This is a genomic window from Streptomyces sp. MB09-02B (assembly GCF_033794485.1).
GTDB lineage: Bacteria > Actinomycetota > Actinomycetes > Streptomycetales > Streptomycetaceae > Streptomyces.
Genome location: NZ_JARGEE010000214.1, coordinates 1 through 15,633 on the forward strand (window position 1 = coordinate 1; position 15,633 = coordinate 15,633).

Consider the following 15,633-nt stretch of genomic DNA (forward strand, 5'->3'; position numbering starts at 1 on the left):
TATTTATAAACTCCAAATACCAATTCTCACAAGTTTTTTCGTTTGCAGCGTCAGATTTTTAAAAGAGCCCGCTGCACTGCCTCCCCCGCCGACGGGCGGGCGGCGAGGGTGGCGGACCTCACGTGAGGACCCGCCGTCCGACGGCCGAGCCCGGCCGTCCGCCGTCCGGCGTCCGCCGTGCCACCGGGTAGGTCGCTGTCCGCCACCTGGTGCCGCTACGTCCACTACCTGCCGCGCCGGTTGGGGTCGGGGCCCGGCGGACCCTGCGGAGGTGTCATGGGTGCCGGAGGTGTCATGGGTGCCGGAGGTGTCATGGGTGGCTGCGGCGTCGAGGGTGCGGTCGATGGAAGCTGGGCGGCGGCGGTCGGGGTCAGCAGGGGGCGGGCCTGGTCCTCGATGCGGGCGAGTCGATCCGGCCATTCGGGGCCGAGGGCCCGGGCGCTCTCGCGCAGGCGCAGCTGCGTGCTGACGAAGGAGTCGCTCTCGGCCGTCGTCCAGGGGCGGGCCCGTTCCGTGGCGAGGGCCTGGCGCAGTTCCGGCGGGCCGGCCCAGGTGCCGGTGCCGGTGCCGGTGCCGTCGAGGGAGTCGCTGTAGCGGGGCTTGTTCTCGCCCCGGCGGTAGACGCTCGCGAGGTCGGCGAGGGCGCCCCGGTCGACGCGGTCGGCGAGTTCGAGGACGCCGGTGTAGGACTCGTCGGCGTTGGACTGCACGGTCAGCCGTCCCTGGCCCCGGTCGGCGAGCTGCTCGCAGTACCGGTTGACGATCCCCTGGTCGCTCATCGCCTGCGGCACGCCCATGAACAGGGCCTCGACGCGCGCCCGAGACGAGCCGGGCTGCGGCAAGCCGGAACTGGTGTGAAGGCGATGACTAGCCCGGCTGGTGGGGAGAGGCCGGGTCGGTCACGGGACGTCCGCCAGGACCTCGCGGGCCAGGTGGGCGTAGCCCGAGCGGGCCTCGGCGATCTGCTCACGGTCGGCCGAGCGCAGCCGCTCCCGCTCCTTCGCCAGCCGCCCCTGCGCGGCGCGCGCGGCCTCGATGACGGCGGGGTCGGGGGCGTCCTTGGCCTCCTCCGCCGCGATCGTCGCGCTGTAGGCGCCGACCGCGCCGTTCACGGCCTCGATCGCCGCCTCGTACGCGGCGGTCTCCTCGTTGGACCAGTCGTGCGGCTCCAGGGCGTGGGTGACCGAAATGCCTTTGCCGCGTGCGGTGTTCCGTGGAGCGGGGTTCTGTGGAGTGTCCTGTGGGGTGTCCCGTTCGGTGATGCGTCCCTCCGGTGTCCCGGTGTCCAGTGGTCATTGTGGGGGACGGCGGGCGAGGGCGACCGGGTTCCCTGGAGCTGGGAGATGCGAGACGAGAGACGGGGGGCGGCGCCAGGGATGCAGGTCCGCCCCTGGCGGCTCACGGCTCAGTCCTCGGTCGCCGCCCACGCCCGCAGCAGCGCCTCGCGCTGCTCGCGTCGCGGCGTGCCCTCGGCGGCGTGGGCGCGGCCCCAGCGTGCGAGGGTGTCGACATCCGCCGTACCCGCCACGAGGCGGTCCAGCAGGGCGACGGAGAGGTCGTACTCGGACTGGACGTAACCGCCGAGGGCAGCGGCCGACTGCGTGTTGAGCTCGACGGTCCTGTCGACGGTCTCCAGGTGCACCTCGAACGCGGCCGCGGCCTCCCCGCCGCCCGCGACGGCGCTGGTGACGAGGTCCACGGCCGTGGTGGCGAGCAGCCGGGCGCTGGACCGGATCCGTACGTATCGCACGCTGGCCGACCGGATCTCCGACCAGCCCCACACCGCGCTCTGCCCGGTCCCCAGCCCCTCCACCCAGTCCCGTGTCAGCCGCACCCCGGCCCCGTACCCCTCCGGCTGCGCTCCGAGGTACACGCCACCGTCCTCGGCGATCCAGAACAGTCCGACCATGGCCATGAGTGCCTCCCCAGCAGCGACGTACGCGTTTCACCTGGTGAGACGTAGCCTCGCCCCGGATGGTTCAGCGGCCCGACGCCGTCCGCAGGGTCACTCCGTGACGGACTCGCAGGTGCCGTTGCAGTCACGCGCACAGCCCTCTTCCGCTTTCGCTCGACGCCCACCGAAGGACCCACTCGCAGCGATTTGATCTTCACCGGGTCGCTAAAACGCAGTGTGAGCATGTGAGTTACCCGATCAGTCGTGAAGGAGAGCCGGGATGAGCGACCAGACGCAGCTTGCCGACGCCTACGACCTCGTTTATTCGGCGGCGGCGCGGATGATGTGGGTGGAAGAGACCCGTGTGTGGCGCCTGGACCGCCCGGGTGGCGGTTGGCCGAAGGAGCGCCGGGAGGCCTGGCGTGAGCTGGAGGCCGCACTCGACGCCTCCGAGGCGCCCGAGCCGCAGGCCGGTGAACCGTCCGATCCCGTACGTCATCTGATCTCCCGTCGGGCCTCAGGCCCCCTCGACCGGCCGATCACCTTCGCCGAGGCGGTTGCCGAGTGGACCGTCCGGCTGGGCGAGGATCCCGGCCCCTACGAGCCCCGGACGGAGCCCTACCCGGACGACTTCATGGTGCCGGGCCGCGCCGTGGTGATTCCCGAGGGCCACATGATGGTGTTGACCCGCCCGCTCGACGAGTTGGCCCACCGGCCGGCGGCGGGACGTCCCGGCGTGACCATCGGCGCGGACACGGCGGAGCTGAGTCGTCTGCTGCACGAAGCGGCCGACGAGCTGAGGGCGGCGATCGGCAAGCCCACACCGACATCAGGTGAACCCGGCCGGCTAAACGCTGCTGATCACGTCGCCTTTACCTGCAAATCCTCCAGGCTCGGTGCCTCCTGTTCATCCCCGCTCGCGGCACCCGCCTTGGCGTCCTCGGCATCGCCGACCCAGTGCCGCAGGGCCTGAAGCGGGGTGAGACCGTTGGCCTTTGCCCACCGAAGCCGTTCGGTCCATTGAACTCCCGCGTTGAACGCGTCACCACCGACCGACTCTCGCACCACGAATCCGGCCGCGTCGTCCGTCGAGGCTGCCCACAAGTACCCCACACCGACTCCACGAAGAGTCACAGCGAAGTATCGGACCGAAGATTTCGTGGTCCGGGGGAACCGAGGTGGCGCAGACACCGTACGGAACTCGGGGTCCTGCGACATGGGGCCCTGGGTCATCATCATTCTCCTCTGTCATTCGGCTGCGGAAGTACCTGGCCGTACACATGCCAGCGACTCCCATCGTGTTCGATCGAGTCGACCTGGTACTCGACACCTCGCCCCAGAAGTAGCTCCCGTTCCGAGTCGTAGTGAGAGAGACCTTCCATGTACATGGCCGGTGTTCCCTCAGGGACGTCCAGGTGGAGCACCACGTCCTTGTCCGGAGCAAAGGTGGCATCCGGCCCCAACGCGGTCGAAAGGTAACCCAGATCCTGTTGGACGCTGCCCGGAAGTTCATCCATCGGGCAGTTGAAGGAATCAAGTCCCGTCTCGCGCACCACTCTGAGGTTCTCCGGGACCGGAAGCACGTCCATGGCCTCGTCTATGCGCGCGACACTCTCCTCGACTTCAGGAGAGCTCTCGGCGTAGCCACGCAGGCTCCCATTGATCTCCCTGTAGTCAGGCGGACCGACGTCGCCGGGGAACTTCTCATCGGTGTACCCTCGCATCGCGTGAAACTGCTCGGGGCTCAATTGCTCCTGGGCCGCTTTCCAGGTGTCCCGCCCGTATTGAGCCGCTTCTTCATTGCTCTCGAAGTCCCGAGGGATCATGGCTTCGGAGCCCGCCACGGAAGCCTCGGTCACCGCTTCCGACTCATCATCGCCGGGTTCTGCAGGTTCCCCGGTCTCGTCACTGTCGTGCGCTTCATCCGCATCACGACGCAGGTCGTTTGTCTCCTCCGAGTCGTGGACACTCGATTGATCATCCGCGATTTCCGTCGGGCCTTTGCCCTCGTCGGCATGACCCTCATCGGGCTCTACGAGCTCGTCGAATTCGTCCGAGTCGTCGAACCCTTCGGCTTCCTCCGACTCTTCGGGCTCTTCGAGCTCTTCGGGCTCTTCGGGCTCTTCGGGCTCTTCGGGCTCTTCGGGCTCTTCGGGCTCTTCGGGCTCTTCGGGCTCTTCGGGCTCTTCGGGCTCTTCGGGGATTTCTCCCCTGCCCCAGTCCGCCGACTCAGGGCTATTCGTCAATTCGCCACTTGTGTCGGGGACCTTCTCTGCTCCGTACAGCTCGCTCATCGCGTAGTCCCTCTGTCCGCTGCGGACGTGACCGGCTTACGGCACTTGCGCGCGAAGCACGACAGCGCTTGGGAGAAGCGCTTCTTCCACTCCTCCGACGGATCCGCACATCCGACGATCCCTTCCATCGCGGACGGCCGGTACCGCCCGTGGTAGTACACCCTCGTGCCGGTCCCCTTCCGCGCCTTGAACCGAGGCTCACCCACCGGGCACGGGTCCTCCCCGTCGAGTTGGCCCCGCATCATCGCGGCCACATGCTCAGCCAGCGCCTCCGGTGCCACGGGCGCCCCCACCCGGCTGTGCACCGCACGGTCCACGGCCTGGCCGATGGCGCAGTGCAGGAGACGACGGTCGTGGTCGGTGGCCAGGTACGGGTCGAATGCCCGCCGCATCGCCTCCCCCGGCAACGGCGTGGTCCACCCCAGCAGATGGGCCGCCACGGCCATCTCCGCCCACAGCGCGATCCGAAGTTCGGGCTGGTCCATCAACCGCTGCGCCCTGCGCAGGTCGCGGAGGGTGCACGGCTCAGGTGTGCAGCAGGGGCCGCACGCGCGGCTGCGCTCCCCGGTGAGCGCGGCCGCCGACGTCGGCCGGATCGCACCCGCGTCCTCGCGGTCCGTCCCGTCCCGCATGCGGACCAGGAGGGGATAGTCCATGCCGTCCGTGAAGACGGCGGCCTCGCCCGGCCGCAGGGTGACCAGGTACTCGGACTGGGCCGCCGTGATGTTCATGGTCGCGCCGACGGCTTCGCGGTCGTCCTGGGCGGGGAGGCGGTGGACCACCTTGGCGGCGGTGTTCTTGATGACGTCCGGGAGGAGCTTGGAGGGAATCTGGTCGGCGATGATCAGGCCCTCTCCGTACGCCCGGATCTCGGCCAGCAGACCGGCGAACATCTCCACCGCGTGGGCGCTCGCGCCGCCCTCCTCCGCGCGGCGCAGCAGCCGGTGTGCCTCCTCGAAGACACTCAAGTGCCGCAAGGGGAAGGACAGTCGACGGGTCACACGCTGTTCCATGCGCAGGAACTCGACGAGCCGGATGAGAATCGTGCCCATCAGGAACGCCTTGTCCTTGTCGTCGCCGACGTCCTCGATCTCGAAGACGACGTTACGACGCAGGAGTTCGCCGAAGTCGAGCGGGCGGCCCCCCTCCAGGAAACGGCCCGTCGTGCCGAGCCGCAGACTGGCCAGGCGGATCTTGATGAAGCCCCGGACGTTGTCGGCGACCTCCTTGCCGTAGCCGATGTCGGTGACGACCGCGAGGGCCGTGTGCTCCAGGTCCTCGAGGGTGGGGTAGCGGGGCTCGGTGCCGGGGACGAGCGGTTCGCCGAGGGTGAGGTCCCAGCCCAGGTCCTCGTAGCAGCGGGTCAGCGCGGCACTCAGGACCTGCGGGAACGGTTCCTGGGGGTCGAAGGACGCCAGGAAGAGGGCCCGCACCATGTCGAGATGTGTCTGGAGGGGGAAGCGCTCGCCGTTCGCGTAGGCCGAGGGTTCCAGGGGGTTCAGGCCGGCCGGGAGCGCGTCGGGGTCGCCGGGTTTGATGACGACGACCTCGCTCGTGTCGCCGAGCCGTGCCGACATGAACCGGTACTCGGCCTTGGCCGGCTCCACCACCAGCCACGGGATGCCCGCATGGGTCGCGGCCTCCAGCAGGCCGCGCACGGTCTGGGACTTGCCGCCGCCGGTCGCCCCGCACACGAAGGTGTGCCGGTTGAGGGTGGAGCGGGTCAGTTCCAGGTCACCCACGGGGCTGCGGTTGCGGTCGAGCACCGAACCGAGCCGGACCGGAGGCGGAGTGTCGGCCGTGGCCGGACGGCCGGTGGTCTCGGGGGTGACGTCGAACTCGGGGCGCAGCGCGAACCGTACGCCCGGTATCTCCTGGGCGGGCGGTCGGGCCAGGGAGGCCAGCAGGTCGGAACCGCCGTGGAAGGGGTACTCCTCGGGGGTCGGCAGGGTTCCGCCGAGCGCCGTGGGCAGGTCCCCGACCCGCCCGGTCGGCCGGAGCGCGTAGGGCAGCCCCTCCAGGTCCGCCGACGCGCAGACGAGCGCGGCGACACGGGTCGCGTCCTGCGACGTACGGCCGCCCGCCAGCAGGCGTATCCGCCACAGTCCGGTGGACGCCGCCTTGGCCAGGTCCTTGTGGCGTCGCTCCAACCGGGCCGCAGCGATCGCGTACTCGGGCGAGCCGTCCGCCTTGGACATCGCGCGGCGCTGTTCGTCGGCGATGTCGCCGGTGAGGTCGTCGAGTTCGTCGGCGGGCACCGGTTCGGCGAACACCATCCAGGCGAAGGGCTCCTGCCACACCGCCAGGAGGCAGTCCTCCAGACTGGGCCGCTGCCGTGCGGCGCCGCCGGTCCCGATGGCGTTCGGTTCCGCGTCGACGAGCAGCCCGTCGGTCACACCGGCGACCGCGCTCCAGTGCGGGAAGTCGGCGAACAGGGATGCCGCGGTACCCGTCGGACTGGCCGACCCGCGTGCGCCGGCGGGCAGTCGCAGCAGCGTGCTGCCGCCCTCCGCGTCAGCGCGACCGCCGAGCAGAGTGCTCCCGCCGACCATCACGTCGATGGGCCGGTCCGCCGCGCTGCGGGCCCAACCGACGAACACCGCTCCGCCTGTCGGGTCGTCGGGGCGTCGGGCGTGGTGCGCGGAGACCAGGGCGGCGAGCCGCTGAGCGCGCAGGTCGTCGCCTGGACCGTCGGGCCGGTCGTCCATGGCGCGTTGGCGCGGGACCTCGCGCAGCAGGCAGGCCTCCATGCCCACGAAGCGCTGCCATGTGCCGCCGTACGGCGTGGTGTCCATGGGGTTCAGACCGCTCCCGCTCGCTCAACGGCGCAATAGCGGGCCGAACTCACAGGATTCAGGCGCACGGGCCCTTCGCCGTACCGCTCGAAGGTGTCACCGGAATCGGCCCACCCACCCACTTCACTCTGGCGAACGGGCGGACCACCCCACATGCCGGAGATGTCCGGCAGCGTGAAGAAAGGGGCGTCATCTTTCGCTTGACCAGAATCGTGCGCAAGCAGTGCGGTTGGCAACGTCTCCCCCGTTATCGATCTTGCGCCTATACCCTAGAGGCGGCCGCGTCCCAGGCCAAGCCTTGCAACTGTGACTTCGTTTCCTGCGGTTGCAACTGGACTCGGGGGGCGATTTCGTGCAGCATGTTTCGGCTGCGAATCAATGACTGGCTGCCGCTTCGGCGGTCACGGGGGCGAGTTACATCACCAGAGGCGTACGTGCTGCCGCCCTCGGGACGGTCATTTCTCAACTGTCCATATGTGGCTGCCTTTTGGGCCCACATTCTTCCCAGGGCGGACCTCTTACGTGACCCATCCTGTCGATCCGCACCAACCGGGCCGGCCGGTCGGCCCCGGCCACCCTCCCCAGGGCGACTTCCCCCACAGCCAGCCTCCCCACGGCCGGCCGCACCAGGTGCCGCCCGCGTACCCGGCTCCGGGTGCGCCTCCGACCATGCCGCCGTACGGTGCCCCGGTGCAGCCCCCGCAGGCGTACGCGCCGGGCCCGGCCCACCAGCCGCCGGTGCCCTACCAGGCGGTTCCGCCCCAGCAGCCGGTTCCACCTCAGCAGTTCGCGCCCCCACCGCATCCGCAACCGCGACCGCAGTCACACTCGTACCCGCACCCGTCACATCCCCAGCAGCACTATCCGGCGAACCCGCACGCGCTTCAACCGCCGTACAGCACACCGCAGATGCCACCCCAGGCGCCCCTAGCACCCCAAGCGCCCCACCACCCGCTGTACGCAGCTCCGCAGTCACCTCTTCCACAGGCGTCCCAGCCCACGTACTTCGCACCGCCACCGCCACCAGTGCCCGCCCCCGTCCCCACCACCACCGAGGCCGAGTTCGCCCCTGCCCACGCTCCGGCGGGCACCCCCGAGGTCCGTCGCGGGGCCGATACCTCCTCCGTGACCACCCTGCTGCTCAACATCCCCCTCTTCCTGGGCAGCCTGCTGGTGATGTTCCTGATATCGCTGTCCATGCCGAGTGGCGTGGACGTGGCGTTCGTCGTCGCGTGGCTGGCATCGGGCGCCCTGGTGTTCAACCGGCCCACCGAACGCGGCCTGGCGAAGCTGTACTTCAAGATGCGCGAACCCCTGGGCAGCGAACTGGCCGTCCTCCGGCCCATCTGGGACGAGGTCACTTACCGGGCCGGCGTCGACGGATCCAAGTACGACCTGTGGATGGAGGACACCGACGAGCTGAACGCCTCAGCCGCGGCGGGCCACATCGTCGGTGTCACGCGCGGCGCCATGCGCAGCCTCCCGCCCCAGCAACTGGCCGCCGTACTCGCCCACGAGCTGGGCCATCATGTCGGCGGCCACGCGTGGGCCGGGCTGCTCGGCCACTGGTACGCCGTACCCGCCCGCCTCGTCATGAGTGCCCTGCGGCTCGTGATCCGCGTCCTCGCCGCGATCTCCGAGATCCTCGCCGGGCTGTTCGTGATCTTCCTCGGGATACTGGCCATCGGCCTGCTCTTCACCTTTCCGGCCGCGCTGGCCCTCTACGCCGTACCGTTCCTGCTCGCCTGGTCCGGGCGTCAGGCTGAGCTGCGGGCCGACCGGTTCGCGGGCATGATCGGCTACGGCCCCCTCCTGGTCTCCGTGTTCACCGCGTGGCACGCGGCGGGAGCCGATGACGCCCTCCGCAAGCAGCGGACGATGACACGCCTCATGTCCACACATCCGCCGCTGCACAAGCGCATACGCGCGATCGAGACCTTCGTCGCCTGACCGGCCTGGAGCCCTCCCATGACGATCGAGAACACCGAGGCCGGGCAGCTCGGCCCGTACCAGAGACTGTTCGACGCCGGCCAGCGCGTCGGTTGGACCTACCGCGACCCCGAGTCGCTCCGTCAGCCGTTCGTCGAAGCCGAGCCGCAGCGCGCGGAGCTGGACGGCAGCTACGAGAACCGTGTGCAGGCCGCACGGCTGGACCGCAAGGACCGCATCAGCTCCGCGCTGCGGATCGGCCTCGTGGTCACCGTCGTGTTCTACCTGCTGAGCCTGGTCTTCACGGTGATGCTCACCATCGGCGGTGTCATCGTCGGCATCCTGGTGGTGCGCGCCCTCTACGCCTCGCTGCGGTACACCGCCGCCACCCGTGCCCGCACCGCCCAGACGAAGGCGCTGGAGGAACGTTTCCAGCACGACTGGCAGTCGTGGCACCAGCGCTGGACACTCCACGAGGCCCAGCAGACGCAGTGGATCGCCGGCCTGGACGCCTGGGGCGCGCTGCCCTTCGGAGCGGGCACCCGGCGGCTGGACGTCTTCGGCGGCAGCCAGCGCGGTCGCGAGGGCTTCCTCACGGTCTTCGGCGCTTCGACGCTGCGCCAGCGGCCGCTGATCGTGCTGGACCTGACCCAGGCCCTGGTGTGCCGTGAGCTGTCCGTGCTCGCCGAGGCGGGCGGCGTGCCCGTGGACGTGCAGCTGCTGCCCAGCCGTATGACGGAGAGCGGCATCGTGGGCGGACTCGCGCCGCACGAACTGGTGCAGGCCCTCGTCGAGGCCATGCACGGAGACAGTCCGGAGTCGGGCCGGGCCGAGCGCGCCGTGTACACCCGGATCCTCACCCAACTGTGCGGCGCGCTGGGCGAGGACGTGTCCCTGGCGCGGCTCGGTGCCGGGTTGCGGGTCCTGGTGGGTGAGACCGACGACGCCAAGGCGCTGAGCAGGGAGGAGCGCAACCGCATCGCGGACGACCTGTTCAGCGACAAGAACAAGGACCAGATGCGGGACAGCCTCATCCGGCTGGCGTCCTTCGTGCACCCGCTGGAGCAGCTGGGAACGGCCCGTGAGGGACGTGGGCCCGGCTATCTGACGTGCGTCGCCCTGGACTTCGGGGCGGGTTCGGCGAGTGCGGAACTGCTGGCCGACCTCGCCCTGCAGAGTGTGATGCGGCGGCTCTCCTCGTTCCAGGAGGAGGCCCCCTGTGTCGTCGTGATGCTGGGCGAGCAGGGCCTCCAGCGACGTCATCTCGAGCAGCTGGCCCAGCTGTGCGAGCGCAGGGGCGCCCAACTGACCCTTGTGCACTCACATCTGCGCGATTCCGGACAGGAGCTCATCGGCGGCGGAACGGTCGCCTTCATGCGGCTCGGCAACCACCAGGAAGCCACGGTCGCCGCCGACTTCCTGGGCCGCCACCACTCCTTCGTCCTGCACTCCCTGACGGACACCGAGGGCCGGACCGTCAACACGTCCGTCGCCAAGACGATCGGTTCCTCCACCAGCCGTGGCACCACCACCAGCCATTCGGAGACCTACGGCCGGAACTGGGGCAGCAGCAGCTCCACGACCTACCAGGGCTGGTTCAACCCGCTCTCGACATCGGAATCCACCAACTCGGGCGGCAGCTACAGCGAGACGACCGGCACCTCCACGAGCGTCACCCACACCACGAACGAGTCCACCACCCGTACGACCGGCGACAGTGACAGCACGAGCCTGGCGACCGGGCGGCAGCGCGTCTACGAGTACGCCCTCGAACCCACGCAGCTCCAGTCGCTCGCCGAGTTCAACCTGCTGGTGGTGGAACGGCAGCCCGGCGGCGCCGTCCAGGTGCACGCCGGCGACTGCAACCCCAACGTCGTCCTCCTGGACCGGGTGAGCACGCAGCCGCTGCCCCGCTTCGACACCCCACAGCACCACGTCTCCGCTCCCGCGATCGCGGCCGAGCAGGCTTATATCGCTCCCCAGCAGCCGTACGCCCCCGTACAACACGCCGCGACGCCCCAACAGCCGTACGCTCCCGTTCCTCAGGCCATGCCACCCCAGCAGCCGTATGCCCCGGCGGCTCCGCAGGCCACGGGGCCCCAGTGGACGTCACCGGGGCAGGCGGCCGACCCCCGTGCCTGGGGCATGCCCCAGCAGCCGGCGCCGCCCCAGCAGCCCCCGGGCGGCTGGACCCAGGGGCCGCAGGCGAACTGGCCGGGTCAGCAGTAACCGAGGACTTGCGAAGGGCAGGGCAATCCGAGCGACGCTGCGCACCTGATGGCCCACCTGACCACCAGCCGCAGCCCGCGGCAGGTGCTCGGCGAAGTGCTCGCGCTCGAGATCAGCGGCTGGCCCGGCCGCTGGTCCCGCGATGCCGGAGGACGAGAAGGACGCGAAGCACTCCTACGGAGGCCTCAGTTGGGGGCCCCGGTGGCACGACATGCACCGGCTGGGCGGTTCGCAGGGAGACGCTCGACGAGAACCCCCGGCTGCGCGAACTGGCCTATAGCGCGTGCGCAGGCATACGCAGACGCCACCACCGCGGAGTTGGGGACCGCCCAGGGGTATCTGATCCGTACGACACCGCGGCGCACTGATCAGACGGCGCGGGGTGTGGCCGGGCGCCAGATCCGCAGGTCGAGCTGCGCGGCTTCGCCTTCGTAGCTTCGCTCCAGGAATCCGCCCCGCATGATGAGCCCGATGGCGGGCGCGGGCTCGCCCGTCGAGGGCCATATCGCCACCCAGCGGGTGTCGATGGGGAAGCGCAGGCCCGGCCTTCGAGGTCTGCCCTCCGAGACGGGCAACGCCGCTCCCGGCTTTGCCCCCGTCGCCCGCCAGAGCGCCCTGATCTGAAGGACCCCATGACCTCAGTCAGACGCTCGACGGCGGCCACAGCCACCGCCGTCGTGCTCGCAGCCGTCGGCGGCCTGCTCGCGGTGACCGCCACGTCGGCGAACGCGGCCGCGACCTGCGCCTCCCCCGTCTTCAAACGGCAGCTCTTCGCCAACACCGCCTTCTCCGGCGCGACCGTGTCGTGGGGCAGGACCCACTTCCTCGGCGGCATCGACCAGGCGGTCGAAGAGCGCGGCGTGGCCGGGGCCGACCTTGGTCTGGCGGTAGTCCCGGGAGGGGATGACCACTGTGAGGCGCCCGCGGGCCGCGAGGACGGCTTCCGTGCACAAGGAGTCGGCGCCCTCGGCGAGGCAGGAGACGCCGATGAGAGCGCCGCCGACGGCGTACCCCCTGAGCAGGTCGTCCAGGGCGGCGCTTTCCGAGCACACCTTCGCACCGCCCGGCAGACCGGTGGATCTCGGCTCTCGCCCTGCCCCACCGAGTTCCCGCGTCACAAGGCGACAAGCGCGCAGAAACCCACAATGTAGGAGGCGGAGAAGATGATCGGCACCCACTGTTCGACATGCGTCAGGGGCAGATACTTGCGCCAGTCGCTGCCCTCGCTGAGTGCTCCCCATTCCGCCCGGGAGTAGGCGTATGCCGGCAGCCGCTCCTCGAAGGCCCCGATCACTGCCCACTTGGCACTGTTGAGCTGCCGGTACGAGCGCACGATGACGAACCACGCGAGGCACTGGGCGATAAGGATCACCAGTCCGGCCATGAGCAGCAGAACCGGCGCGTTGGCCAGTGTCCGACTCGATACGGGCGCCACGAGTGCCGCCACCGCGCTGTTGAGCGACAGGAAGAACGTGTTGGTCAGGTTGCGGCGGGCACTGACACGGTCGGCCATCTCGACGCAGAGTTTGTACTGTTCGAGCAGCGCCTGTTGGTAACGGTCATGCGACTCCTTGTAATGGGAGGGGTCGACGGCTGCGTTCCACAACACATCCCCGATGTCACTCATGCCACAAGCATGACGAGTGGCGCGGAGCCGTCGCCACCCCATGCCTGTGCGGCAACTCGGTTTCTCGGAACGGGACTTGCGGTCCGGTTCCGCACTCAGATGCGGTCCATCGGTGGGTCAATGCCCCGCGCCGCTGTCGCCCACCAGGGCAGGGGGCTCTCCGGCGGCCGGGCCGCCGGGGTTGTGCCCCACCCCGCGCAGCCGCCCACGGCGGCTGTACTCCACCTGGAGCGTGTCCGCGTCCCTGGCCCCCTCGGCCCGCCTTTCACGGAGGAGGTCCTCAACCAGAGGCAACGGCAGGTCGAGAGTGAACGGTGGCCGTCCGCCTGCCTGCGCGATCGCGGAACCGTCACGCGCGTCCCCGCCCCCGCTCTCGGCCCCGTTGCCCCCCTGCTTGTCCTCGACGCCTAAGAACCGCCCTGTTCCCGAAATCAGGAGGCTGACCGGAGCCTGGTCATCCGCCCCGTCGGACCGCGCCGCGCGCACCGCCGCCTCCAGGCCGGCGATCGTCATGCACCAGCTCGCGTCAGCCTGATCCGCCGCATCCTCCGCATCCATCAGCTCACGGATCGCGATCTCCATGAACGGCACCAGTTGTTCGCGGTTCATCCTGCGGCTGCGGCCTTCCTCCGTCCATCCGCGGGTGGAAGTCGGGTCGAGCCTCACCAGATGAGGGGTCCAGTCGGCGTCGAAACGGATGTATCCACGGGGTACCGGAAGCCATTTGAGGCGGTGTGAGTCGCTGAGGGGTGGGTAGGCGGGCAGGCGTGGCGGGTGCCAGTCCGCACCGCTTCCGCGACGCATCGCGTCCGCCTCTTCCTGGAAAATCGCCTCAGCCTTGTCCCGGAACGTCGCGTAGTCCCTCTCGTCGTAGATCGTGATGAGCAGGGTCTGCGGAACGCGTCGCCTGAGACACCGCCTCAGCTCCCACAGGGTGCCTTCGGAGGTACCTGCGGCGAGGAGTACAAGACGAGCGTCCTCGATGAGGGAGGCCACGGTCGGCTGCCAGTCGTTCAGAGGCAGGTACAGCCGCGCGGCTCCCAGCAAGGGGAGCGATTCGTCCGGCTGGCCGACGGCGATGACCCGGCCCAGGGTGCCGAATGCCTGGGAGATGCGCTCCTCGACGGTGCGCGTGCTGGTGTCGACCAGGGAGCCTCCCACGCGCTGGAAACGGCTGAAAGCGTGCGGCATGGACGCCCCCGTCGCGTCCGATGTGAAGGGCCGGAGGTACAGCACGTAGGCGCCGCGCTTCGCGTCGGCCATCGTTCGTAGCACCGGCACGCTATGGCGGCGCCCTCGTCGCCTGAGCCTGCGGCCACCGAGAAGCGAAACGGCGCCGGCCGCGGTGATCGCTGCCACCATCAACACGCGGTACCACAGCGGGTCGGTGGTGCCCAGCGGCGAGAAAATGGTCCGCATACGGCTGAAGCCCGCGATGAAGAACAGGGCGCCGAAGATCGACATCACGGTGCCCAGCAGGCGCATGGCCCAGCCCAGCAGCCTGTGCTGACGTCGTCGTGGTGCGCTGAAGACCTTGGATTCGTCCCCCGTCATGTGACCTGGCTAGCAATGGACGAACCATGATCACAAGCGGAATGACGTAAGAGGGCGGTAGGCGAGTGTGGTTCGCGCCGTGATACCCGATTCGCGATGCGGTCTGGGTGAGGTACCCGGTGGGGTGGCCCGGTGCTCAGGGGCGGGGCTGGGTGAACAAGGCCTTCGAGGTCTGCCCTCCGAGACGGGCAACGCCGCTCCCGGCTTCGCCCCCGTGACCCGCCAGAGCGCCCTGCGCGCACGGGCCGTGGCAGCGGCGCAGGCGGGCGACGAGAGCGCCGTACAACGAAAGGTCGACCATGCCGGAACGCCGGCGCCGCCCGAACCTGGCTTCGAAATCGGCCGCGGAGACGGAGGCGGCCGCGGAGACGGAGACGGAAACACAGCAGCCCCAGCAACTGCCACCCGGCCATGAGCGCCCCAGCCCAGGGCTCGGCGTGGGCGACTGACCGGGTCGCCCGAGGACGTCACCGGGCCGGGCCGGAATTCAGCCCCGCTTCGCCCCCGTGATCGCCTCTCCGATGACGAAGCCCTTGGCAGGCCCTTCCGGGATGACGACCTCCGTGCCGTAGGGGACACGGCGGATGTCGCTCCAGTCGGCCGCCTCCGGGCGCTGCCCGGTGAAAAGCGTGACGGCGCCCTCACCGTCGTAGTCGTCGATGATGACGTACACCGGAATACCGGCGCGGGCGTACTCGCGCCGCTTCTTCACCCGGTCCCGGTCCTGGTTCCGCTTGCCCGGGGAGACGACTTCGACGACGAGGCGCACGGAGTCGGCGGTCACGCCCATGTCGTCCTCGTCGCGGCACGGCTCCGTGTCCTCCGGAGCGACGAAGGCGTCCGGGATCCACGCGCTGCGGTCGTGGATCACATTCATGTCCTGATAGCAGGCGTATTCGCCGCCGTCCAGGAACCTGTCCAGGGCCCGTCGCACTCGATTGGCGATCAGGCCGTGCGAACGGCGAGCGGTGGGCGACAACTCGATGGCTCCCTCAATGATCTCAGCGCGGTAGCCCTCGGGTGGGTCCATGGCCTTCCACACCTGCCACAAGGCCTCGTCCAAGCTGGGTCCGTTCACGACTTCAGTCCCTGCCTCGGACATGGTCTCGGGCCTCTCATGTGCAAGAGCGGTCAAGGTGACACCTCCTCTCAAGTGTGGGCTGGGCGTGCTCAACCCACAACCAACACCGCCACGCCAGGCGGCCACACACGCTCACCTGCGAAAACGCCCTCGCTTCACTCGAACTGGTGACGCAGAAAACGACTCCCCTCGCAGCCCCCGCCTCGACCCACGCCCTTCGCGAATCACCC

Annotated in this window: 13 protein-coding genes; 5 read left to right on the forward strand and 8 right to left on the reverse strand. The window is 69.5% G+C overall.

Features of this window, described 5'->3' with window-relative positions; translation table 11 throughout:
• Positions 1 to 224: 224 nt before the first annotated feature.
• The 3 genes from P1P70_RS26495 to P1P70_RS26505 all read right to left on the reverse strand — a co-directional run bounded on the left by P1P70_RS26495 (position 225) and on the right by P1P70_RS26505 (position 1,915).
• A complete protein-coding gene (locus P1P70_RS26495) occupies positions 225 to 842 on the reverse strand; it encodes a zeta toxin family protein (RefSeq protein ID WP_319241973.1) in 618 nt (205 codons plus the stop codon).
• Positions 843 to 899: 57 nt separating this feature from the next.
• Entirely contained in the window at positions 900 to 1,112 is a 213-nt protein-coding gene (locus tag P1P70_RS26500; protein WP_319241975.1) for a hypothetical protein, read from the reverse strand.
• Between the two features lie 293 nt (positions 1,113 to 1,405).
• Positions 1,406 to 1,915 (reverse strand): hypothetical protein, encoded by a 510-nt coding sequence (locus tag P1P70_RS26505; protein WP_319241977.1) that lies wholly within the window; start codon positions 1,913 to 1,915, stop codon positions 1,406 to 1,408.
• Positions 1,916 to 2,174: 259 nt separating this feature from the next.
• Here P1P70_RS26505 and P1P70_RS26510 point away from each other — a divergent pair, with 259 nt between their 5' ends.
• Positions 2,175 to 2,867 carry a hypothetical protein gene (locus tag P1P70_RS26510; protein WP_319241979.1) on the forward strand — a complete coding sequence of 231 codons (693 nt, stop codon included), beginning with the start codon at positions 2,175 to 2,177 and terminating at the stop codon, positions 2,865 to 2,867.
• Positions 2,868 to 3,129: 262 nt separating this feature from the next.
• On the opposite strand, the gene P1P70_RS26515 is transcribed toward P1P70_RS26510, so the two are convergent.
• Both P1P70_RS26515 and P1P70_RS26520 read right to left on the reverse strand, forming a co-directional pair.
• Positions 3,130 to 4,188 carry an ADP-ribosyltransferase gene (locus P1P70_RS26515; protein ID WP_319241981.1) on the reverse strand — a complete coding sequence of 353 codons (1,059 nt, stop codon included), beginning with the start codon at positions 4,186 to 4,188 and terminating at the stop codon, positions 3,130 to 3,132.
• Positions 4,185 to 6,983, reverse strand: a complete 2,799-nt coding sequence (locus tag P1P70_RS26520; protein WP_319241983.1) for an ATP-binding protein — start codon at positions 6,981 to 6,983, stop codon at positions 4,185 to 4,187. The genes P1P70_RS26515 and P1P70_RS26520 overlap by 4 nt, the downstream gene beginning before the upstream one ends.
• Positions 6,984 to 8,009: 1,026 nt before the next feature.
• Here P1P70_RS26520 and P1P70_RS26525 point away from each other — a divergent pair.
• The 4 genes from P1P70_RS26525 (at position 8,010) to P1P70_RS45870 (ending at position 12,292) form a co-directional block, all read left to right on the forward strand.
• On the forward strand, positions 8,010 to 8,933 hold the full coding sequence (locus P1P70_RS26525) for a M48 family metalloprotease (protein WP_319241984.1): 924 nt from the start codon (positions 8,010 to 8,012) through the stop codon (positions 8,931 to 8,933).
• An 18-nt stretch (positions 8,934 to 8,951) separates the two neighbouring features.
• Positions 8,952 to 11,141, forward strand: coding sequence for a hypothetical protein (locus P1P70_RS26530; RefSeq protein WP_319241986.1), 2,190 nt, complete (start codon positions 8,952 to 8,954; stop codon positions 11,139 to 11,141).
• Positions 11,142 to 11,600: 459 nt separating this feature from the next.
• Complete coding sequence (locus tag P1P70_RS26535) at positions 11,601 to 11,765, forward strand: hypothetical protein (RefSeq protein WP_319241994.1); 165 nt, start codon at positions 11,601 to 11,603, stop codon at positions 11,763 to 11,765.
• A gap of 8 nt (positions 11,766 to 11,773) precedes the next feature.
• Positions 11,774 to 12,292, forward strand: a complete 519-nt coding sequence (locus tag P1P70_RS45870; protein WP_413471550.1) for a hypothetical protein — start codon at positions 11,774 to 11,776, stop codon at positions 12,290 to 12,292.
• Here the strand turns inward: P1P70_RS45870 and P1P70_RS26545 are convergent.
• The 3 genes from P1P70_RS26545 to P1P70_RS26555 form a co-directional block, all read right to left on the reverse strand.
• Positions 12,256 to 12,768 carry a hypothetical protein gene (locus tag P1P70_RS26545; protein ID WP_319241988.1) on the reverse strand — a complete coding sequence of 171 codons (513 nt, stop codon included), beginning with the start codon at positions 12,766 to 12,768 and terminating at the stop codon, positions 12,256 to 12,258. The genes P1P70_RS45870 and P1P70_RS26545 overlap by 37 nt on opposite strands.
• A 117-nt stretch (positions 12,769 to 12,885) precedes the next feature.
• Complete coding sequence (locus P1P70_RS26550; protein ID WP_319241990.1) at positions 12,886 to 14,322, reverse strand: hypothetical protein; 1,437 nt, start codon at positions 14,320 to 14,322, stop codon at positions 12,886 to 12,888.
• 487 nt (positions 14,323 to 14,809) lie between these two features.
• Complete coding sequence (locus P1P70_RS26555; RefSeq protein WP_319241992.1) at positions 14,810 to 15,400, reverse strand: Uma2 family endonuclease; 591 nt, start codon at positions 15,398 to 15,400, stop codon at positions 14,810 to 14,812.
• Positions 15,401 to 15,633 lie beyond the last annotated feature (233 nt).

Coding starts and splice junctions, on each gene's coding strand:
- P1P70_RS26505 (WP_319241977.1), bottom strand. CDS start 1,915: ATGGCCATGGTCGGACTGTTCTGGATCGCCGAGGACGGTGGCGTGTAC.
- P1P70_RS26535 (WP_319241994.1), top strand. CDS start 11,601: ATGATGAGCCCGATGGCGGGCGCGGGCTCGCCCGTCGAGGGCCATATC.
- P1P70_RS26550 (WP_319241990.1), bottom strand. CDS start 14,322: ATGACGGGGGACGAATCCAAGGTCTTCAGCGCACCACGACGACGTCAG.
- P1P70_RS26545 (WP_319241988.1), bottom strand. CDS start 12,768: ATGAGTGACATCGGGGATGTGTTGTGGAACGCAGCCGTCGACCCCTCC.
- P1P70_RS26530 (WP_319241986.1), top strand. CDS start 8,952: ATGACGATCGAGAACACCGAGGCCGGGCAGCTCGGCCCGTACCAGAGA.
- P1P70_RS45870 (WP_413471550.1), top strand. CDS start 11,774: ATGACCTCAGTCAGACGCTCGACGGCGGCCACAGCCACCGCCGTCGTG.
- P1P70_RS26520 (WP_319241983.1), bottom strand. CDS start 6,983: ATGGACACCACGCCGTACGGCGGCACATGGCAGCGCTTCGTGGGCATG.
- P1P70_RS26510 (WP_319241979.1), top strand. CDS start 2,175: ATGAGCGACCAGACGCAGCTTGCCGACGCCTACGACCTCGTTTATTCG.
- P1P70_RS26515 (WP_319241981.1), bottom strand. CDS start 4,188: ATGAGCGAGCTGTACGGAGCAGAGAAGGTCCCCGACACAAGTGGCGAA.